The organism is Serratia marcescens (genome assembly GCF_029846115.1).
Lineage (GTDB): Bacteria > Pseudomonadota > Gammaproteobacteria > Enterobacterales > Enterobacteriaceae > Serratia > Serratia marcescens_L.
On record NZ_JARVZZ010000001.1, the window covers coordinates 2,613,124 to 2,632,311 of the forward strand.

The 19,188-nt window shown below is 60.8% G+C and carries 20 protein-coding genes; 13 read left to right on the plus strand and 7 right to left on the minus strand.

What is annotated here, in order from left to right; translation table 11 throughout:
• Positions 1-107: 107 nt before the first annotated feature.
• Complete coding sequence (locus QDT79_RS12260; protein ID WP_308316559.1) at positions 108-1,208, plus strand: PQQ-dependent sugar dehydrogenase; 1,101 nt, start codon at positions 108-110, stop codon at positions 1,206-1,208.
• 13 nt (positions 1,209-1,221) lie between these two features.
• Here the strand turns inward: QDT79_RS12260 and QDT79_RS12265 are convergent, their stop codons facing one another.
• Positions 1,222-1,842, minus strand: coding sequence for a glutathione S-transferase family protein (locus QDT79_RS12265; RefSeq protein ID WP_060426578.1), 621 nt, complete (start codon positions 1,840-1,842; stop codon positions 1,222-1,224).
• Positions 1,843-1,931: 89 nt separating this feature from the next.
• Positions 1,932-2,588 carry an HAD family hydrolase gene (locus QDT79_RS12270; protein ID WP_060387493.1) on the minus strand — a complete coding sequence of 219 codons (657 nt, stop codon included), beginning with the start codon at positions 2,586-2,588 and terminating at the stop codon, positions 1,932-1,934.
• 107 nt (positions 2,589-2,695) lie between these two features.
• On the opposite strand from QDT79_RS12270, the gene QDT79_RS12275 reads away from it, so the two are divergent.
• Both QDT79_RS12275 and QDT79_RS12280 read left to right on the plus strand, forming a co-directional pair.
• Positions 2,696-2,932: a hypothetical protein gene (locus QDT79_RS12275; RefSeq protein ID WP_308316560.1), complete on the plus strand. Its 237-nt coding sequence runs from the start codon at positions 2,696-2,698 to the stop codon at positions 2,930-2,932.
• Positions 2,877-3,899 (plus strand): isopenicillin N synthase family dioxygenase, encoded by a 1,023-nt coding sequence (locus QDT79_RS12280; protein ID WP_308317180.1) that lies wholly within the window; start codon positions 2,877-2,879, stop codon positions 3,897-3,899. The genes QDT79_RS12275 and QDT79_RS12280 overlap by 56 nt, the downstream gene beginning before the upstream one ends.
• A 59-nt stretch (positions 3,900-3,958) precedes the next feature.
• Here QDT79_RS12280 and QDT79_RS12285 read toward each other — a convergent pair whose 3' ends face one another.
• Together QDT79_RS12285 and QDT79_RS12290 are read right to left on the minus strand one after the other, a co-directional pair.
• Entirely contained in the window at positions 3,959-5,104 is a 1,146-nt protein-coding gene (locus QDT79_RS12285; RefSeq protein WP_308316561.1) for a trans-sulfuration enzyme family protein, read from the minus strand.
• Between the two features lie 12 nt (positions 5,105-5,116).
• Positions 5,117-6,484, minus strand: coding sequence for a pyridoxal-phosphate dependent enzyme (locus tag QDT79_RS12290; RefSeq protein WP_308316562.1), 1,368 nt, complete (start codon positions 6,482-6,484; stop codon positions 5,117-5,119).
• 466 nt (positions 6,485-6,950) lie between these two features.
• On the opposite strand from QDT79_RS12290, the gene QDT79_RS12295 reads away from it, so the two are divergent.
• Positions 6,951-8,156: a serine hydrolase gene (locus QDT79_RS12295; RefSeq protein ID WP_063989361.1), complete on the plus strand. Its 1,206-nt coding sequence runs from the start codon at positions 6,951-6,953 to the stop codon at positions 8,154-8,156.
• 100 nt (positions 8,157-8,256) lie between these two features.
• Here the strand turns inward: QDT79_RS12295 and QDT79_RS12300 are convergent, their stop codons facing one another.
• The 3 genes from QDT79_RS12300 to QDT79_RS12310 all read right to left on the minus strand — a co-directional run bounded on the left by QDT79_RS12300 (position 8,257) and on the right by QDT79_RS12310 (position 10,148).
• A complete protein-coding gene (locus QDT79_RS12300) occupies positions 8,257-8,748 on the minus strand; it encodes a fimbrial protein (RefSeq protein WP_242512531.1) in 492 nt (163 codons plus the stop codon).
• Positions 8,749-8,767: 19 nt separating this feature from the next.
• A complete protein-coding gene (locus QDT79_RS12305) occupies positions 8,768-9,685 on the minus strand; it encodes a fimbrial protein (RefSeq protein WP_074181182.1) in 918 nt (305 codons plus the stop codon).
• A gap of 133 nt (positions 9,686-9,818) precedes the next feature.
• On the minus strand, positions 9,819-10,148 hold the full coding sequence (locus QDT79_RS12310) for a hypothetical protein (RefSeq protein ID WP_063989363.1): 330 nt from the start codon (positions 10,146-10,148) through the stop codon (positions 9,819-9,821).
• 665 nt (positions 10,149-10,813) lie between these two features.
• Between QDT79_RS12310 and QDT79_RS12315 the strand changes: the two genes are divergently transcribed.
• The 9 genes from QDT79_RS12315 (at position 10,814) to QDT79_RS12355 (ending at position 19,180) form a co-directional block, all read left to right on the plus strand.
• The gene (locus QDT79_RS12315; RefSeq protein ID WP_025302212.1) at positions 10,814-11,335 is read left to right on the plus strand and encodes a fimbrial protein; all 522 of its coding nucleotides are present in this window, start codon (positions 10,814-10,816) and stop codon (positions 11,333-11,335) included.
• Between the two features lie 78 nt (positions 11,336-11,413).
• Positions 11,414-11,950: a fimbrial protein gene (locus QDT79_RS12320; RefSeq protein ID WP_060421578.1), complete on the plus strand. Its 537-nt coding sequence runs from the start codon at positions 11,414-11,416 to the stop codon at positions 11,948-11,950.
• A gap of 46 nt (positions 11,951-11,996) precedes the next feature.
• Entirely contained in the window at positions 11,997-14,531 is a 2,535-nt protein-coding gene (locus QDT79_RS12325) for an outer membrane usher protein (RefSeq protein WP_074181183.1), read from the plus strand.
• A gap of 81 nt (positions 14,532-14,612) precedes the next feature.
• Positions 14,613-15,377, plus strand: a complete 765-nt coding sequence (locus QDT79_RS12330) for a fimbria/pilus periplasmic chaperone (protein WP_048321394.1) — start codon at positions 14,613-14,615, stop codon at positions 15,375-15,377.
• A gap of 71 nt (positions 15,378-15,448) precedes the next feature.
• Positions 15,449-16,081 (plus strand): fimbrial protein, encoded by a 633-nt coding sequence (locus tag QDT79_RS12335; protein ID WP_308317181.1) that lies wholly within the window; start codon positions 15,449-15,451, stop codon positions 16,079-16,081.
• A gap of 50 nt (positions 16,082-16,131) precedes the next feature.
• Positions 16,132-16,686: a fimbrial protein gene (locus QDT79_RS12340; protein ID WP_063989368.1), complete on the plus strand. Its 555-nt coding sequence runs from the start codon at positions 16,132-16,134 to the stop codon at positions 16,684-16,686.
• A gap of 24 nt (positions 16,687-16,710) precedes the next feature.
• Positions 16,711-17,133, plus strand: a complete 423-nt coding sequence (locus QDT79_RS12345) for a YuaE family lipoprotein (RefSeq protein WP_063989369.1) — start codon at positions 16,711-16,713, stop codon at positions 17,131-17,133.
• The gene (locus QDT79_RS12350) at positions 17,130-18,518 is read left to right on the plus strand and encodes an FKBP-type peptidyl-prolyl cis-trans isomerase N-terminal domain-containing protein (RefSeq protein WP_308316563.1); all 1,389 of its coding nucleotides are present in this window, start codon (positions 17,130-17,132) and stop codon (positions 18,516-18,518) included. The genes QDT79_RS12345 and QDT79_RS12350 overlap by 4 nt, the downstream gene beginning before the upstream one ends.
• Positions 18,515-19,180 (plus strand): helix-turn-helix domain-containing protein, encoded by a 666-nt coding sequence (locus tag QDT79_RS12355; RefSeq protein ID WP_063989371.1) that lies wholly within the window; start codon positions 18,515-18,517, stop codon positions 19,178-19,180. The genes QDT79_RS12350 and QDT79_RS12355 overlap by 4 nt, the downstream gene beginning before the upstream one ends.
• Positions 19,181-19,188: the final 8 nt, after the last annotated feature.

Sequence of the window (19,188 nt, forward strand, 5' to 3'; positions counted from 1 at the left end):
CTTAAGCACACTGCGGCCAAAAGGCAACCTGTTGAAATGTAATGCAAACGACCGCGCCAGCTGAGTGGGCTACACTAAACGGGTCATTTCACCCTCAGGAGGATGCCATGCCCCGATTGACTTTACTGGCTGCTTTGCTGCTGTGCAGCGGCCTGCTGCACGCCGCGCCGACGGTCAGCCAACTGCAGGACGGCCTGGAACACCCGTGGTCGCTGGCCTTCTTGCCGGCGGAACAAGGCCTGCTTATCACCGAACGGCCCGGCCGGCTGCGGCTATGGCAGCAGGGCAAAGGCCTGTCGCCGCCGATCGTCGGCGTGCCGCAGGTTTACGCCGAGGGGCAGGGCGGCCTGCTGGAGGTGTTGCCGGCCCCTGACTTCGCCGCCAGCCGTCGGGTGTACCTCAGCTTCGCCGAACCGGGTGACGGCGGCAAAGCCGGCACGGCGGTCGGCTACGGCCGTTTGAGCGACGACGGCGCGCGGCTGGAAAACTTCAAGGTGATCTTCCGCCAACTGCCCAAGCTGTCGGTCGGCAATCATTTCGGCGGCAAGCTGGCGTTCGACAGGCAGGGCTACCTGTTTATCGCGCTGGGCGAAAACAACCAGCGTCCGACGGCGCAGGAGACCGACAAGCTGCAGGGCAAGCTGGTGCGGCTGACCGCCGAAGGCGCGGCGCCGCCGGACAATCCCTGGGTCGGTCAGGCCGGCAAACGGCCGGAGGTTTGGTCTTATGGCCATCGCAATCCGCAAGGGCTGGCGCTGAACCCGTGGAGCGGCGCGATCTGGGAACACGAGCACGGCCCGCGAGGCGGCGATGAGCTCAACATCCCGCTGCCGGGTAAAAACTACGGCTGGCCGCTGGCCACCTACGGCATCAACTATTCCGGCCAGCCGATCCCGGAGGCCAAGGGGGAACGGGTACCCGGCACCGAACAGCCGCTGCACTATTGGCGGGTTTCGCCCGGCCTCAGCGGCATGGCGTTCTATGACGGGCAGCGCTTCCCCGCCTGGCGGCACTCGCTGTTCATCGGCGCGCTGGCGCAAAAGGAGCTGATTCGCCTGACGTTGGAGGGTGACAAAGTGGTGGCGGAAGAGCGGCTGCTGGGCGATCGCGGCGAGCGCATTCGCGAGGTGCGCAGCGGGCCGGATGGCTACCTGTATCTGCTGACGGACGAGCGGGACGGCAAGCTGCTGAAAGTCGGGGCGTCGTAACGCCCCGTATCGATCAGGTGAGTTCGCTCATCACGCCGCGCTGATAGGCCGGGCGAGCGCGCAGCTGCTGATACCAGCGCTCCATGTTCGGCCGCGGGCGGCGGGCGATCGGCATCTCGAACCAGGCGTAGGCGAAGCTGCCGAGCGGAATATCGCCGAAGCCGAACGCGTCGCCGGAGAGGTAAGGCTGATGCGCCAGTGCCTGTTCAATGACGTCGAAGTGTTTTTCCAGTGTGGCGATCGCCGCTTCGATTTTCGCCATGTCGCGCAGCTCTGGCGCGGTGCGGATCAGGCCCCAAAAGACGATGGTGAAGGCCGGGACGATGGTCGAGGTGGTCCAGTCCATCCACTTCTCGGCGGCGGCGCGCGCCTGCAGATCTTGCGGATAGAACGTCGCGTCGCCGAATTTCGCCGCCAGGTAGCGCACGATGGTGTTGGACTCCCACAGCACGAAGTCATCGTCCTGCAGCAGTGGCACCAGGCCGTTCGGGTTCAGCGCGCGGTAGCTCTCTTCGTTCACCTTGCCGAACGCGCCGCCGGCGTTGATGTGGGTGTAGCTCAGCCCCAGTTCGGCGGCGCACCACAGCACCTTCCTGACGTTATTCGAATTCTCACGGCCCCAAATGGTCAGCATTGCGCAACTCCGTTAGTGAATTAAAGACCCTCTATACCTACGCCACAACGCGCTTTTTGTCACACCGCAGGGCACTTTTTGCCTGCCGATCAACGCTCCCAGCGGCACACTTCCCAGCCGTGCTCCGCCGCCAGCGCGCTCAGTTCGCTATCGGGGTTGATCACCGTGGCGCTGTCGACGAATTGCAGCATCGCCTTATCGTTGAGGGAGTCGCTGTAGCCGTGGCTGTGCTCGAACTTCAGGTGCGGATGCTGCGCCAGCCAGTGCTGCAGGCGGATCACCTTGCCCTGTTGGTAGGTCATGGTGCCGTAGGTGTTGCCGGTGAAGCGGCCGTCGCTGATTTCCACGCCGATCGCCAGCGCATCGTCGGCGCCGAGCTGTTCGGCGATCGGCGCCACCAGGTGTTCGCCGGTGGCGGAGATCACCAGGATGCAGTCGCCGCGTTCGCGGTGCCACTGCAGGCGTTCACGGGCGGCGGGATAGACGCGCGGCAGGATATCGCGGCGAATGTAGCGTTGCACCCAGCCGGCCACGGTTTGCACACTCAGGCCGGCCAGCGGCGCCAGCGTGGCCTGCATGTAGTCCTCCATCGACAGCTTGCCCTGATAATAGAGCTGCATCAGCTGCTGCTCCTGCAACTCCAGCTCAGCCGGTGCGAAGCCCTGGCCGACCAACCAGCGGATCCACAGGCTGGCGCTGTCATCGTCAATCAGGGTTTCATCCAGGTCGAATAAGGCTAAATCCATCAGTATTTCTCCGGCAGGCAGGGTATGAGGTCGTTTACAGGATAGCGGATAGCGCCCATCGCCAGCCAGCGGCGTCGGCGAAATTGCGCAGAGCATAAGAAACATTGATGACGGTTTTGCGACAGTTTGTTGAACGTTTGCATAACTTAGAACGCAACAATATTGGCCGCTCCGGCGAGCGCGGTGATAACTATGAGGCAAACGCAGCGACCCGCTGGAGAGAGACAATGTTGATTATTCGCCTGTATGGCGGCCCGATCGTGATTGGGGAAGAAGAGGAACCGCATGATGACGCACCTGACGACGCTGAAGAGGCTGCCGCTGCTGGATCTTTCGCAGCTTGACGGCGATGCGCGCCGGCGGCGCGCCTTTCTTGACGATTTGCGCGCGGCGGCCCGCGACGTCGGCTTTTTCTATCTGCGCGGGCACGGCGTGGACGGCGCGCTGAATGCGCGGCTGCAGCAGGCCGCGCGGCAATTTTTCGCGCTGCCGGAAGCCGACAAATTGGCGGTACAGATGGTGCATTCGCCGCACTTTCGCGGTTACAACCGGGCGGCGGCGGAGCTGACGCGCGGTCAGCCGGACTGGCGCGAGCAGTTCGATATCGGCGCCGAACGCCCGGCGCTGACGCTGTCTGATGACACCCCGCGCTGGGCGCGCCTGCAGGGGCCAAACCAGTGGCCGGCGGCACTGCCGACGCTGAAACCGCTGCTGCTGCAGTGGCAGCAGGCGATGACCACCATGTCGCTGCGGCTGCTGCGCGCTTTCGCTTTGGCGCTGTCGCTGCCGGAGCAGGCTTTCGATCGCTTGTACGGCGATAAGCCCAACGAGCACATCAAACTGATTCGCTACCCGGGGCGGGACGCCACCGGCAGCGCACAGGGCGTCGGCGCGCACAAGGACTCCGGTTTTCTCAGCTTCCTGCTGCAGGACGAGCAAAAAGGGCTGCAGGTGGAGGTGAGTGAAGGGCGCTGGCTCGACGCCCAGCCGCGTGAAGACACCTTTGTGGTGAACATCGGCGAGCTGCTGGAGCTGGCGACCAACGGCTATTTGCGCGCCACGGTGCACCGGGTGGAGACGCCGCCGGCGGGGCGTGACAGGCTGTCGATCGCCTTCTTCCTCGGCGCACGCTTGGACGCGGTGGTGCCGTTGTATCAACTGCCGCCGCCGCTGGCGGCGCAGGCGCGCGGCCCGGCCAGCGATCCGCTCAACCCGCTGCTGCGTGACGTGGGGTATAACTACCTGAAAGGCCGCATCCGTTCCCACCCCGATGTGGCTCAGCGCTTTTATCGGGACGTCATCGGCGTCTGAACATTAGGCACAAAAAAGCCCGGCGCGCCGGCCGGGCTGATGGCGATTGATTCGGGCGATTATTCCGCCAGCGCCTGCTGCAGATCGGCGATCAGATCTTCCACATCCTCAATCCCCACCGACAGGCGAACCAGCTGCGGCGTGATGCCGGTTGCCAGGCGCTGTTCCAGCGGAATGGAGGCGTGCGTCATGCTGAACGGCTGGCTGATCAGGCTTTCCACGCCGCCCAGGCTTTCCGCCAGGGTGAACAGGCGCGAGCGCTGGATGACCCGGCGCGCATAGGCGTCGTCGCCTTTCAGCCGCACCGAGATCATGCCGCCGAAGCGCGTCATCTGGCGCGCCGCCAGCGCGTGCTGCGGGTGGCTCGGCAGGCCGGGATAATAGACGTTTTCCACCTGCGGCTGGCTCTCCAGCCACTGGGCGATGCGCAGTGCGCTGTCGCTGTGGCGCTGCATGCGCAGGGCCAGGGTGCGGATGCCGCGCAGCGTCAGGAAGCTGCTGAACGGATCGAGAATGCCGCCGACCGCGTTTTGCAGGAAACCGAGCTGTTCCACCAGCGCCGGGTTATCCCCCACCGCCGCGACGCCGGCCACCACGTCGGAGTGGCCATTGAGGTATTTGGTGGCGGAGTGCACCACCACGTCAAAGCCCAGATCCAGCGGACGCTGCAGATACGGCGAAGCGAAGGTGTTGTCCGCCACGCTGATAAGCCCATGCTTTTTGGCGATCGCGGCGATGGCGCTCAGATCCGCCAGCTTCAACAAGGGGTTGGTCGGGGTTTCCACCCAGATCATTTTGGTGTCCGGCTCGATCGCCTGTTCCAGTCCGGCGAGATCCGCCGGTGACACATAGGTGACGCGCAGGCCGGCGGTGCGGCTGCGCACCTTTTCCAGCAGGCGATAGGTGCCGCCGTACAGGTCGTCCACCGCGATCAGGTGGCTGTCTTTATCGAGCAGCTCCAGCACCGTGGAGCAGGCCGCCAGGCCGGAGGCGAAGGCGTAGCCGCGGCTGCCGCCTTCCAGTTCGGCGATGGCACTTTCCAGCGCGGTACGCGTCGGGTTGGCGCTGCGGGAGTACTCGTAGCCGGTATGCTCGCCCGGCGCCGGTTGGGCGTAGGTGGAGGTGGCGTAAATCGCCGGCATCACGGCGCCGGTGGCGTCCGGGGTGTAACCGGCGTGAACGGTCAACGTATCAAACTTGGCCATAATGGGTCCTTATTAACGTAATTTTTGGCGCCAGGCGTTAAGCACGTCTGTGCGGGTAATCAGGCCGAGGAAGCGCTCGCCGTCGAGCACCACCGCGACGTGGCCATGGTTGAAGGTGGCCTGCAATTCTTCGTAGCCGGCTTCTTTTTGCAGCGTATGGACCCGCTTGGTCATTGCGCTGCCGGCCGGCAGGCTGAAGTGGGCGGCGTCGGCCTGGACGGCGTTCAGCAGATCCCACTCATCGATCAGGCCGACCACCCGATCGCCTTCCAGCACCGGCAACTGCGAGATGTCGTACAGCCGCATGCGGGCGTGCACGATCGCCAACGTGTCGTCCGGCGCGGCGGAGACGGCGGCGCCTTCGTCGTGGCGGTAGGCGATCAGATCGCGCAGATCGCCGTGCTGCGGCTTGCTCAGCAGGCCCTGTTCCAGCATCCAGTGGTCGTTATACATTTTAGACAGGTATTTGTTGCCGCTGTCGCAGACGAAGGTCACCACTCGTTTGGGTTCGGTCTGTGCGCGGCAGTAACGCAATGCGGCGGCCAGCAGGGTGCCGGTGGACGATCCCGCCAGCACGCCTTCCTTGCGCAGCAAATCGCGCGCGGTGGTGAAGGCTTCTGCGTCGCCGATGCGGTAAGCGTGGCGAACCTGGTCAAAGTCGCTGAGCGGCGGGACGAAGTCTTCGCCGATGCCTTCCACCAGCCAACTGCCCGCTTCGCCGATGCGGCCGTTGTCGAGATAGTCCGCCAGTATTGAACCCGTAGGGTCGGCCAGTACGAATTCCGTCTGCGGCGAAACGTCGGCGAAATAGCGGCTCAGCCCGCCCAGCGTGCCGCCGGAGCCGACGCCAACCACGATAGCGTCCACGTCATGCTCCATTTGCCGCCACAGTTCGGGGGCGGTGGTGGTGGTATGGGCCGCCGGGTTGGCCGGGTTGTTGAACTGATCGATATAAAAAGCGCCGGGGATCTCCCCGGCCAGGCGTTTGGCGTAATCCTGATAGTAAGCCGGATGCCCCTTGCCGACGTCCGAGCGGGTCAGCTGCACTTCCACGCCCAGCGCGCGCAGGTGGAAGATCTTCTCGCGGCTCATCTTGTCCGGCACCACCAGCAGCAGCTTATAGCCTTTCAGCGCCGCCACCAGCGCCAGCCCCAGGCCGGTATTGCCGGCGGTGGCTTCGATGATGGTGCCGCCCGGCTGCAGTTTGCCGTCGCGCTCGGCCTGTTCGATCATCGACAGCGCCACGCGGTCTTTGATCGAACCGCCGGGGTTTTGATTTTCCAGCTTGACGAACAGCCGGCACGGGCCGGTATCGAACTGGGTCAGTTCCAGCATCGGGGTATTGCCAATCATCTCGATGACGGAATGGGGGATCGCCATGACTCATCTCCAGGATTATTCGGTATAAAAGTCGTTATATGGATGATAGCGCTGAGGATAAGCGCTTTAAAAAGAACAAATAACGGTTCTATATGCCATTATGGAATATATTAATCTTTTTTGGACGTATAGAAGCGCAGATGTTTAGCGGTGCAGATGCTTGGCCGTGTAGCCGTGGGTGGGTGTAAAAGTGCGCACCGCGATGATTTTTTGAACGATAAGCGGGGGCCTGCGTACAGTTATGTAAAAATGCTGAAAATTCACGCTAAACCCTGCAAAAATAAGATAAATCACATAAACTCACAGCAAGGGCATTTTCGGTGCGCTGCGTTACCCGTTACGGGCGCCGCAGGGGGTTGCGGCCGGCACGCGCGCACCGGGCCACTCTCGCTGGTTGGCTTAAAACGTGAACATGTTTGAAAGTTAACGCTATTTCAATGGTTTGAATGGACACTCTGGCGACGTCATGATGAAAAAAAACTTATCCACTTCCCTGAAAAAACTGACCTTCAGCGTAGGCATCCTGTTGCTGGCCGCACCGGCCGTGTACGCGGCTGAACCGCCGGCGCCGCCGCAGGTAGACGCCAAGGCCTTCATTCTGATGGATTACAACAGCGGCAAGGTGCTGACCGAAGGTAATGCCGATACTCGCCTCGATCCCGCCAGCCTGACCAAGATCATGTCCAGCTACGTGATCGGCCAGGCGATCAAGGCCGGCAAGATCAAGCCGGAAGACATGGTCACCGTCGGCAAAGACGCCTGGGCGCCCGGTAACCCGGCGCTGCGCGGCTCTTCGTTGATGTTTATCAAGCCGGGCGATCAGGTGCCGGTGATGGAACTGAATAAGGGCATCGTGATCCAGTCGGGTAACGACGCCAGCATCGCGTTGGCGGACTACGTGGCGGGCAGCCAGGATTCGTTCGTCGGCCTGATGAACAACTACGCCAAATCCCTGGGGCTGCAGAATACCCACTTCCTGACGGTGCACGGCCTGGATGCGGAAGGGCAGTACAGCACCGCGCGCGACATGGCGCTGCTGAGCCAGGCGCTGATCCGCGACGTGCCGGACGAATACGCGCTGCATAAAGAAAAAGAGTTCACCTTTAACAAGATCCGCCAGATTAACCGTAACCGCCTGCTGTGGAGCAGTAACCTGAACGTCGACGGTATCAAGACCGGTTACACCAGCGGCGCCGGTCATAACCTGGTGGCGTCCGCCACCGACGGCCCGATGCGCCTGATCTCGGTGGTGCTGGGTGCGCCGAGCGATCGCGTCCGCTTCAGCGAAAGCGAAAAGTTGCTGACCTGGGGCTTCCGCTTTTATGAAACCGCGACGCCGATCAAGGCCGATAAACCGTTCGTCACCCAGAAAGTGTGGTTCGGCGACGTCAGCGAAGTGCCGCTTGGCGTGGCGAAAGACGCCTCGGTCACCATTCCGAAAGGGCAGATGAAAAACCTGAAGGCCAGCTACAAGCTGACCCAGCCGACGCTGGAAGCGCCGCTGGCGAAAAATCAGGTGGTCGGCACCATCGATTTCCAGCTGGACGGCAAGACCATCGAGCAGCACCCGCTGGTGGTGATGCAAGAGGTGAAAGAGGGCAACTTCTTCAGCCGCATCTGGGATATGGTGATGATGAAGCTGAGCCAGTGGTTCGGCGGGATCTTCGGCTGAATACCCTGATGTGAGGAGCGCGCCCCGGGCGCACGATCCTCGACCAAGCCGCAACGGAGACGTTGCGGCTTTTTTTTCGCGAGTATCTGGGACGCGGTGATTAAAAGTAGTCCACCAGCATGGTGGCGCCGCTGGTGAAATCGCCTTCCGCCAGGGTGACGGCGCTGTTTTTCACCGGCACCGCATCAAGCGTCGGCGGATTGGCGTAGTCGATGTTCAGCGGCGTATTGATGGCGAAGGCCTTACCGTTGGCCAACAGCTTGATGCCCAATCCATTGACGCTGCTGGTTAACACGCTGCCGTCGAAGGCCGCCGCGCCGCCCATGATCTTCATTTTCAGCTGGCGGCTGTTGTCCAGAAACTCGCATTTGATGCTGTAATCGATGCGTTGCATATAGCGATTGCCGTCGATGCGCTTGATGCCGACCTTGCCGAAGTCGATATCGATGGTGCGCCCGTCGTTGATCACGCAAGGCGGAGGCGCCACCACGGTGGCGGTGATGTTGACCTTGGTGCCCTGATCGGCGGCCTGAACGGCGGCGCTGATCAGGCTCAGCGCCCACAGCAGAGCGCAGCGCGTTTTTCTCGTCATGTTCATTTTGGCTCCCGTCTCAAGGTGCGCTGAAGATCAGCGTGGCCGAACCCGACAGCGGGCCGGTGGCGATGCTGGTGTAAGGGACATTGTTCTTCACCGGCACAAAGGTCACGGTATCGTTGCCCAAGCCGTTGACGATGCGCGTTCTGAAGGCGTTGTTGGGCTTTACCACCGCGCCGTTGTACACCATCGCCACGCCGACGTTAGGGTTGCTGGTCTTGATAAAATCGCTGGAGAAGCCGCTGGCGTCGCTGACCATGCGGATCAGAATATCCTGCGTCGCGCTCTGGTCGTCGCATTGGTAGCTGAGCGCCTTGTCCTGTTTTATCTGGGCATCGCTGGCGCTTTGAGTCAGAAAGTCCTGACGGATCTGGCCGAAGTCGACGTTAATCTGCTGGCCGTTGTTGATGGTGCAACTGGTGGTGACGAAGTAAGCGTCATTGTCGGCGATCAGGCGCCAGCGATAAACGCCGCACTGCGGGCAACCCGGCTGATCGTTGGTCTGAATAAAGTTGATTTGGCCGATGACGTCGCCCTTGTTCACCTTGATGTCCGGCGTTGGGAAACGGTTCAACACGATATAGACCCGGATGGCGACCGACTGGGTCTGTAACCCGGTAAGACTGAGTACGCTGATACCTGATGGCACCGGAGAGTTGTAATCGGTGCCGTTGATGGTGGTACCGCTGCCGATGGCGCCAAAAATCGCACTGTTCATCGACAGCGCCGGACTGTCGGTTTTGAGATAGTCATACCAGCTCGCGACGTCGTTTTTACAGGTGACCTGGCTGACGTTGACGATTTCGTTTTTGCCATAAGAAAGCTGTGGCCCGATGCGTACCCGGACGTCAACCGGCGTGGTCGAGCCCCCGGGTGGAATCAGTCCGCCATCGGACGTACGGCAGGTAAACGCATTGGCGTTGCCAATCAGCATGAAGAAAGATAATGCCAGGCAGCAACGTAAAAATAGCAGGGCTGTTTTTCTCACGATAATATCCCAATATATATAAATAGTGTGCGGCATTACTCCGCAATGAAATATTGCCAATCAGGCCGGTTGGCCATATTCATTTCGTTAAAGGGGAGTGGGGGGCAATTCTGTTGGGTATGCCGTCGTTATCACCGTTCAGCAACGCGGTGGGATACCACCTCAACGAGTTGTTGATAGAGCCGTCCGTCACAATCACTTTTTGTCGGGCGACAAGATCCAACAACAGCCGCCGAGCCCGGTAAACACCGACGTTGACGGCATTGGCCAGTTGCCGCGTCGATAGCCATTGCCGCGGTGGCGGCAACCCGGCGACGGGGCACTTACGGGGCGACTGTGCGAATAATGTTTGCAGCAGATCGTGCTGCAATTGCCGTATTTCCTTTTGTTTCGGGGATAACGCATCCATAGCACTTCCTCTGTATTCCGATTGCCGTATTCCTAAGAAAAAACAAACTTTCGCTGCCTACCAACAACGAGGTAAAACGCGAACAAAGAAAATTCCTATCTATTTATCAGGATTGAAAAAAAAGGCGTTGCCCGCCCCGTTTTTGCCTATGCCAAGGCAGGGGTGGCGTCACGCTGAAACCTAAAATTTTGGTTTATTATATTCACAAAGCGCCACTTTGCGATCTGATTACTTGGGAATCACAGAAAAACAGGATATTGCTCTATAAAAGCATCTTTTACGATCTATGAGCCTAAAAATAACAGTAAATTAACTTCAATTAGGAAATAAATTGCGAATGTTCGCCTTGATCAAAAAAAGCCTTTTTTTGCTGAGAGGCATTTGCCAGAATATTCATCGCCGAACAAGAAGGACGGATTAGAAAGTATTGGCCTCTGCTTGTTGTGATTTCGTTTATTTTCACATGATGAATTCATTAATGTGTGGGCCGCTGCGGACTTGCCGTTATCGACATGTTTATTGTCGGTGCCTTTGGGTTTTGGCAGTTAACCAACCAGCAAGATGCTAAAGGATCAGGGCTGCGCATATATAAGCGCGAGCAGGTTTCCTGTCGCTCTTTTTCTTGATTGGAATATGCATTTTTTCTTATAAGGAATATAGGTTCTATGAAACTTAACAAAATCATGATGGCTGCAGTGATTGCATTTGGCGCAAGTTCTTTTGCACAGGCAGCCGATCAGGGACACGGTAAGGTCACCTTCACGGGCTCTATTATTGATGCGCCATGCTCTATTGCGCCCGAGTCGATCGATCAGACCGTCGATCTGGGCCAGGTTTCCAACGTGGCGTTGAAAAACGGCGGCAAATCCAACCCGCGTCCGTTTGAAATCAAACTGGAGCAGTGTGATATCACCACGCTGAAAACCGTTAAAACCACCTTCAGCGGCGTAGCATCGTCCACCGACAAGGATCTGTTGGGTATCGCGGGCACTGCCAGCGGCGCCGGCGTAGCCATCTCTTACAATGGCCAGCCGATCAAACTGGGTGAAGCGACTACCGCGCAGACCCTGAACACCGGCAACAACACCCTGCATTTCGCCGCCTACCTGCAGGGCGAAGGCGCTTCCGCCGCCATCGTTCCGGGCGATTTCACTGCCGTAGCCGATTTCACCCTGGCTTATCAGTAAGTGAGCCCGAAGGCTTAATCAACCAGGCATGGGGTTCGCCGCATGCCTGGTGAATCTCCCTGTCAAAGGAATGTCGCGATGTTTTTACCAAGGAATCGAGCGGGTGCCGTTCTTTTGGCGTCGTTGGCGTTTGCGCCTGGCTATGCAATTTCCGCCGCGCAGGGGTGGGGCAAAGTCAACATGCACGGCGCCATTATCGACACCGCCTGCGCCATTGCCGCCGGCAGCCGCGATCAGACGATCGATATGGACACTATTCCTCTCGGGCAGATCATTCGTGACGGCCAGGGGATGACCAAACCTTTCAGTATCGAATTGGTCAATTGCATTTTGGAACGGCCGGAAAACAAGCCTGACTGGAAATTCTTTCAGGTCACGTTTGATGGTTATGCGGAAGGCGCTCTGTTTGGCGTACAGGGCGATGCGCGCGGCGTTGCATTGGAGATAAAAGACAGCAGCGGCACGGCGGTTATTCCAGGGAAACCTTTGCCGATGGAGGGAATAATACCGGGGAACCGAGTGCTGAATTATTCCATGACGTTGATGCCGAATCACCAGCCGTTGAAGGTGGGAGCGTATTTTTCCACAGTGCGTTTTAAGCTGGATTATTTTTGATTTTTTCTCGTACTGACGGTTAATTCGTTATTGAAAGGACTTTATTATGCTTTCACCGGCAGGGAAGTTATTTCGTCTTCAAGCCTTGGGGCTTTGCGTTGCCCTTTCTCTGGGAAATCCAATCGCGTTGGTCTATGCCGCCGACGTTATTCAATTCAATACCGACGTATTGGACATCAACGATCGCAAAAATATCGATCTGAGCCAATTCACGCGCAGCGGCTACATCATGCCGGGCGTTTATACCATGGTGGTGCACGTCAATAAGAACGATCTGCCGGAACAACCGGTGACGTTTATGGCGCCCGAGAACGATCCTAAAGGCAGCGAAGCCTGTCTTTCGCCGGAATTGGTCAACCAACTGGGGCTGAAAGAAAAACTGTTAAGCACGCTGAACTGGACGCACGGCGGCCGTTGCCTTGACGCCTCCAGTCTGGCGGGGATGGAAGCCCGCGGCGATCTTGCCAGCTCTTCACTGTATCTGAACATTCCTCAGGCCTATCTGGAATACAGCTCGGAAAACTGGGACCCGCCATCGCGCTGGGATGACGGTATTCCTGGGCTGCTGTTTGACTATAACGTCAACGCCCAAACGCAAAAACATCAGAAAGGCGGCAGCAGTTACAGCCTGAGCGGCAACGGCACCGGCGGCGCCAACCTGGGCGCCTGGCGTCTGCGCGCCGACTGGCAGGCCAACCTCAACCATCAGACCGGCTCTTCTCAGCCGACCGACAAACAGTTCGACTGGAGCCGCTATTACGCCTACCGGGCGATCCCGGCGCTGCGTTCGCGGCTGACGATGGGTGAGGATTACCTGAACTCCGACATTTTCGACAGCCTGCGCTTTACCGGCGTCAGTCTGCGATCCGACGACAGCATGTTGCCGCCCAACCTGCGCGGCTATGCGCCGGAAGTGACCGGCGTGGCGAAAACCAACGCCAAGGTGGTGGTCAGCCAGCAGGGGCGCGTGCTGTATGAAACGCAGGTGGCGGCGGGGCCGTTCCGCATTCAGGACATCAACGATGCGGTTTCCGGCGAGCTGGACGTGCGCGTCGAAGAGCAAGACGGCAGCGTGCAGGAGTTCAAGATGAACACCGCCAACATCCCTTATCTGACGCGGCCGGGTACGGTGCGTTACAAGCTGGCGACGGGCAAGCCATCGGAGTGGGGGCACCATCTGCGCGGGCCGATGTTCGGCACCGGTGAGTTTTCCTGGGGGATCAGCAACGGCTGGTCGCTGTACGGCGGGGGCATCGCCGGCGGCGATTACAACGCGCTGTCGCTGGGGATCGGGCGCGATCTGATGGCGCTGGGGGCGCTGTCGTTCGATGCCACGCAGTCGCGTGCGCGTTTGCCGCAGGATGGCACGCTGACCGGCGGTTCGTACCGGCTGAGCTATTCGAAGAACTTCGATGAATACGACAGCCAGGTCACCTTCGCCGGTTACCGCTTCTCCCAGGAAGATTTCATGAGCATGGGCGACTACCTGGATGCGCGTTACGAAGGGGGACGCAGCGGCAAGAGCAAGGAGATGTACACCATCACCTTCAACAAGCAGTTCCGCGATCTGGGGCTGAGCACCTATCTCAACTACAGCCACCAAACCTACTGGGATCGGGCGCCGAACGATCGTTACAACCTGATGGTATCGCGCTACTTCGACATTGGCGATTTCAAGAACGTCAGCGTGTCGCTGTCGGCCTATCGCAACCGATACAACGAGCGCAACGACGACGGGATGTATCTGTCGCTGTCGCTGCCCTGGGGCAGTGCAGGCACGCTCAGTTACAACATGACGCTCGATCGCGAAGAGAACGCTCATCGGGTCGGGTATTACAACCGGGTCGATGAACACAACAACTATCAGATCAGCGCAGGCGCCGCACGCAGCGGAGCGACGGCCAGCGGTTATTACAGCCATCAGGGCGACATGGCGCAGATCAACGCCAACGCCAGCTATCAGGCCGGCCGCTACAGCGCCGTTGGCATCGGCGCGCAGGGCGGCCTGACGATGGCGGCGGAAGGGGCGGTGCTGCACCGCGTCAACACGCCGGGCGGTACGCGCTTGCTGCTCGATACCGAAGGCGTCGCCGGTGTACCGGTGCGTGGCTACGGCAGTACGGTGCTGACCAACCGTTACGGCAAGGCAGTGGTGGCGGATGTAAATAGCTACTACCGCAACAAGGCCAGCATCGATCTCAACAGCCTGAGCGACAACGTCGAGGCGACGCGTTCCGTGGTGCAGGCCACGTTGACCGAGGGGGCCATCGGCTACCGCAAGTTTGAGGTGATCGCCGGCGAGAAGGCGATGGCGATCGTCAAGCTGGCGGACGGCAGCGAGCCGCCGTTCGGCGCCACGGTGCTGAATGCCCGCAAACAGGAGACCGGCATCATCAATGATGGCGGCAGCGTTTATCTGTCCGGCCTCAACCCCGGCGAGCGCATGAGCGTGCACTGGAACGGCGCGGCGCAGTGTGAAATTCAGCTGCCGGCGCCGCTGCCGGCCGAAATGTTGATGAACACGTTGCTGCTGCCTTGCCGTCCTCTTGCCGGCAGCAAGCCGGCGGCTGACGCCAACTGACATACACCCGGCGGAGCCCGCTCCGCCGCTAAACCGCCGGGGCGGGCTCGTCCGCTTCCGGCCGACTGGAACCGTGAAGACATGATGAATCTGACTATGACCAGAAAGACCGTTTTCCTTGTGGGCCCGCTCGCCGCCGCGTTGACGATCGGCGCGGTCAGCCTGCCCGCCCATGCGGCCATCGCGCTGGATCGCACGCGTGTGATTTTCGACGGCGACCTGAAAACGGTCAGTCTTAACATCAGTAACCAGAACAAACAGTTGCCGTATCTGGCGCAGGGATGGATCGAAGACGATCGCGGCAACAAGATCCAAAGCCCTTTCACCGTGTTGCCGCCGGTGCAGCGGGTGGAACCGGGCAAACCGAGCCAGGTAAAGATCCAGTCGCTGCCGGCGGCGCGTCAGCTGCCGCAGGATCGGGAGACGCTGTATTACTTCAACCTGCGCGAGATCCCGCCGCGCAGCAATAAGCCGAACACGCTGCAGATAGCGCTGCAGACGCGCATCAAAATGTTTTATCGCCCGGCGGCGCTCGCCCCGAAGAAGAACGCGGCGCCGTGGCAGGAGCAGCTGACGCTGACCCGGCAGGGCGACAAGTACGTGGTGAACAACCCGACCCCGTATTACGTGACGATCGTTGAGGCGAGCGCCGGTAAGGGCGGGAAAGGGGCGGCGGGCTTCGAACCGCTGATGGTGGCGCCGAAGGCCAGCGCCCCGCTGAACGTCTCCGCCGCGAGCCTCGGCAACGGTCCGTCGCTGGCATACATCAACGATTACGGTGGGCGGCCGCAGTTGAACTTCCGCTGCGCCGGCAATGCCTGCCAGGTCGTGCCGGTCGCCAAATGACGAGCCGCGCGCAGGCAGGGAAGACAGAGTGAACACAGCGGAGTGAACGAATCATGCAACGAAAGATCCCCATGCTGTTGGGAAAGGCCTATGAACGTCATCAGCGACGCACTATCGGCCTGACGGTGTTGGCCGCGCTGATGGTACCGCTGACGGCGGGCACGATGCTGATGCCGCCGGCCCGCGCGGTGGACAACTGGGACGTGGAGGGGGCGAACGGCACGCTCCACGTCTACGGCGCGTTGACGGAAAGCGCCTGCAGTCTGGAAATGACCACCGCTCGTCAGGAAGTGTGGCTGGGGGAGACAGGAACGGCGCACTTCCAGCGCCCGGGCGATCGCGGCACGCCGGTGGCGTTTGAGCTGACGCTGAAAGACTGTCTGCGGGCGCCGGCGAGCAACCGCGACGCCTGGACCGGGGTTCTGGCCTGGAGCGGCAGCCAGCCTGCGGTGTCGGTGGCGTTTGCCGCGCCGGCGGATGACGACGCGCCGGGTTTGGTCAGGGTCGCCGGCGTTACCGGCTTGGGGTTGCAGTTGGCGGATGCCAGCGGCCTGCCGGTGCGCCTCGGCGCGCGTAACAAACCGATCTTGCTGACGCCGGGACAAAACACCCTGACGTATACGGTGACGCCGGTGCGCACCCCGGCGACGCTGAGCGCCGGCGCCTACCGTGCGGCGATCGATTTCCGCCTTTATTACGACTAATACGCCGCTTGCGTCGGACCGGCGCAAGCCTAATCAAAGGGAGTGGCGTCATGCGCGCGACAAAGACGAACCGGCGCCGGAGCGCGCTGTTGGGGGCAGGCATGGCCATGGCGGCCGGCATGATGGCGCAGCCGGCGGCTGCGGCGGAAAACATGCGCTTCCACGGTACGCTGGTGGCAGAGCCGTGCGTCATTCAGCCGGGAGATGAGGATATCCAACTGGATTTCGGCACCATCGTCGACAAATACCTGTATCTGAATACCCGCACCCATAGCCAAACCTTCGCGTTGCACCTGACCGAGTGCGATCTCAGCCTGGGCAATACGGTGGCCATCACATTTACCGGCACCGAGAACGCCAAACTGCCCGGCCTGTTGGCGCTGGATGCCGGCAGCCTGGCCTCGGGGATCGGCATCGGGCTGGAGGACAGCAGCGGCAAGGCGCTGCCGCTCAATCGCGCCAGCGATAAGTTCCGCCTGAATGCCGGCAACACCACGCTCACGCTGCAAGCCTATGTGCAGGGGGAGCCGGAGGCCATCCAAACGAAGTCCATCGGCCGCGGCACCTTCAGCGCGGTGGCCACTTTTACGTTGGAATACGAATAAGCGTCTACAAGGACAAAAAACGCAATGATGATAAAGCCCCTCACTCGCGCCCTGCACATGGGCCTGCTGTGCCTGTTGGCGTTGAGTGCCGCCGCCTGTCAAAACCAAAAACCGGGCAAGCCCGCCGCGAACCCCCAAAATCAGGCTGTGCAAGCTCCCTCAGAAGAGGCTTTGCGCAAGCAGCGTGAGGCTGAGCAGCTGCAGCAGTGCCAGCAGCAGCTGGGCGCATTGCGCACGATCGACGAGAAACAGTATCAGCGCTATAAACAGGCCTTCGACAGCCTGATGAGCGGTGCTTCGCAGTACGCCAACCTGCGCGCCCGGGTAAACGGCGATACGCAGGAGACGGTGGATGCGCTGTATCGCTACAAGGTCAACTATCTGTGCGCCGGGGTGAATCAGGCGGTGTTGACCGGCTTGGCGGATCGCGGGGAGCAGGTTAAATGAGGCTGCGCCTGCTGGGCTGTGCGGTTCTGCTGTACACTGGCGCCGCGCAGGCGGACGACGGCGTGCCGGCGCTGCTGCAGTTTGCCGAGCAGTATCAACGGCAGAACACCGGGCCGGCGAGCGAAAACGTGGCGCCCGCCGATCGCGGGGCGGGGCAAAAAAAGCGTGAGCCGGCAAAGCGTCCGTCGGATACCCACCCGCCGGCTTCACCGGCCAAAGCTTTTACGCTGAGCCAGGAATTATTGGCGCGTGACCAACAGCTGGCGCGCCAGCGAATGGAACTGACGGTGTTGCGCCAGGAACTCGCCGCGCTGCGGGCGGAGAAAGCGACGCCATCTGTCGCGACGTTGCCTGATTCATCAACTCTGCAGCAGTGGATCGCCGGGTTGGGCGCCGCCTGGCGCGGCTCACCCGATGCGCAGCGCGCCGAGGCGCTGCTGCGGCAGTCGACCCAGGAAACCGCCAAAACCAAAGCGGCGGCGATGCAGGCTGAACGGCGCGTCACCGAGCTGGAGTCCGCCGCGCAGGCATCGGCGCAGACGCTTGCACAACGCCAGCGCGAGCACCAGGAGGCGCTGCACGCTCTGCGCGCCGCACTGGAGGCGAGCGAGCAGAAGCGGGCCGGTGAGCAGAAAGTGACCCAGCAGGCGCGCGAAGCGCTGTTGGCGCTGCATAAGCGGCTGCAATGGGAGATAACGCCGGAACAGTTGAAGGATGAACGCAAGCGTTTGTCCTATGCGGCGGGCAGTGCGCTGGGGCGGGATATTCAGGGGGTAGTGACGGAGCGTCAAAGTTGGGGCGTACCGGTGGATCGCGACAGCCTGTTGGCGGGTGTCATCGATAGCGTGTCGGGGCGTTTGCAGCTGCCGCCGGATGAACTGAATGCGCTGATGGCCCAGGCGGATGCCGCCGCCGTGGCCGCGCGTGAGAAACGCGTTAACGAGCAGCGGCGGCGTGATGAAGATTACCTGGCGCAGTTCAGTCAACAAAAGGGCGTAAAACAATCGGCGATGGGCTTTTGGTATCGGGTGGATTACGCCGGGGAGGGCGCGCTGGCGCCAACGGCGGTGGTCGAGGTGGTCGTCAAAGAGAAGCTGACCGACGGCACGGTGATCCAGGATATGGAACTGAGCGGCAAGGTGCTGTCGCAACCGCTGTCCGAGTATCCGCCGCTGTTCCGGGAAGCGATAGGCCATCTGCACAACCACGGTTCGCTGACGATGGTCGTGCCGCCGGCGCTGGCCTACGGCGAAACCGGCTATCCGCCGAAAGTGCCACCCAACGCCACCATGATTTATGAATTACGCATCGACAACAGTCAGGCTCCGGCAAAGGGGGCCCAGGCGGTTAAACGGGAAGCTGGAACGGCGGGAGGGCAGGGATGAACACCATGATAAAAATCGCGCTATTTGATGAAAACCGCTACTTCAGCGCCGGTTGGCAGGAGGCCCTGGCGCTGCACTTCAGCACTTACGGCAAGCGCACGCTGTTACTGGATGCGCAGCAGGTTCACGAAGCCGATCTGGTGTTCTGTTATTTTCCTCCCGGCGTACAAAGTTGTTTCTGTCACTTTTTTGAGACGCAGGCCGCGGGGCGTAAAACGCTGTATTTCTCGTTGCGAACGCCGGAGGGGCGGCATAAGCGCACCGTCGGCACCCGCTGCGCGCTGGAGGCCGGCGTCATCTACCACGATACGCCGCTGGTATCGGCATTGTATCAGGTGAGCGCCGAGCTGGAGCGGCGCAGCAAATGGCCGAGCAGGCCGGGTTGTGGCAAGAACTGCGTATGCCAGCACCGAGGCCTGACGCTGCGCGAACAGGAGATCATGCGCTGCATGACGCGGGAGATGGGGGTAACGCAAATCGCACGGATGCTGGACATCAGCGTGAAAACCGTCAGCAATCACAAGATGAGCGTTATGCGCAAGATGGGATTCCGGCGTAATGCCGAACTTTACGGCTGGCTGCGGCACAGCGCCCGCCCCGGCGCCGTGGGGGCTCGAGCCGGCATTCAGCCGGGCGTTGCGGCAGGGAAAGAGCGACATTGAAACGGCGC

Bases quoted from the DNA above. Each gene is read 5' to 3' on its own strand.
- QDT79_RS12330 (WP_048321394.1), top strand. From the start codon at position 14,613: ATGATGAATCTGACTATGACCAGAAAGACCGTTTTCCTTGTGGGCCCG.
- QDT79_RS12320 (WP_060421578.1), top strand. From the start codon at position 11,414: ATGTTTTTACCAAGGAATCGAGCGGGTGCCGTTCTTTTGGCGTCGTTG.
- QDT79_RS12300 (WP_242512531.1), bottom strand. From the start codon at position 8,748: ATGACGAGAAAAACGCGCTGCGCTCTGCTGTGGGCGCTGAGCCTGATC.
- QDT79_RS12260 (WP_308316559.1), top strand. From the start codon at position 108: ATGCCCCGATTGACTTTACTGGCTGCTTTGCTGCTGTGCAGCGGCCTG.
- QDT79_RS12305 (WP_074181182.1), bottom strand. From the start codon at position 9,685: ATGCTGATTGGCAACGCCAATGCGTTTACCTGCCGTACGTCCGATGGC.
- QDT79_RS12355 (WP_063989371.1), top strand. From the start codon at position 18,515: ATGAACACCATGATAAAAATCGCGCTATTTGATGAAAACCGCTACTTC.
- QDT79_RS12310 (WP_063989363.1), bottom strand. From the start codon at position 10,148: ATGGATGCGTTATCCCCGAAACAAAAGGAAATACGGCAATTGCAGCAC.
- QDT79_RS12265 (WP_060426578.1), bottom strand. From the start codon at position 1,842: ATGCTGACCATTTGGGGCCGTGAGAATTCGAATAACGTCAGGAAGGTG.
- QDT79_RS12315 (WP_025302212.1), top strand. From the start codon at position 10,814: ATGAAACTTAACAAAATCATGATGGCTGCAGTGATTGCATTTGGCGCA.
- QDT79_RS12270 (WP_060387493.1), bottom strand. From the start codon at position 2,588: ATGGATTTAGCCTTATTCGACCTGGATGAAACCCTGATTGACGATGAC.
- QDT79_RS12350 (WP_308316563.1), top strand. From the start codon at position 17,130: ATGAGGCTGCGCCTGCTGGGCTGTGCGGTTCTGCTGTACACTGGCGCC.
- QDT79_RS12325 (WP_074181183.1), top strand. From the start codon at position 11,997: ATGCTTTCACCGGCAGGGAAGTTATTTCGTCTTCAAGCCTTGGGGCTT.
- QDT79_RS12295 (WP_063989361.1), top strand. From the start codon at position 6,951: ATGATGAAAAAAAACTTATCCACTTCCCTGAAAAAACTGACCTTCAGC.
- QDT79_RS12275 (WP_308316560.1), top strand. From the start codon at position 2,696: ATGACGGTTTTGCGACAGTTTGTTGAACGTTTGCATAACTTAGAACGC.
- QDT79_RS12340 (WP_063989368.1), top strand. From the start codon at position 16,132: ATGCGCGCGACAAAGACGAACCGGCGCCGGAGCGCGCTGTTGGGGGCA.
- QDT79_RS12285 (WP_308316561.1), bottom strand. From the start codon at position 5,104: ATGGCCAAGTTTGATACGTTGACCGTTCACGCCGGTTACACCCCGGAC.
- QDT79_RS12335 (WP_308317181.1), top strand. From the start codon at position 15,449: ATGCTGTTGGGAAAGGCCTATGAACGTCATCAGCGACGCACTATCGGC.
- QDT79_RS12280 (WP_308317180.1), top strand. From the start codon at position 2,877: ATGACGCACCTGACGACGCTGAAGAGGCTGCCGCTGCTGGATCTTTCG.
- QDT79_RS12345 (WP_063989369.1), top strand. From the start codon at position 16,711: ATGATGATAAAGCCCCTCACTCGCGCCCTGCACATGGGCCTGCTGTGC.
- QDT79_RS12290 (WP_308316562.1), bottom strand. From the start codon at position 6,484: ATGGCGATCCCCCATTCCGTCATCGAGATGATTGGCAATACCCCGATG.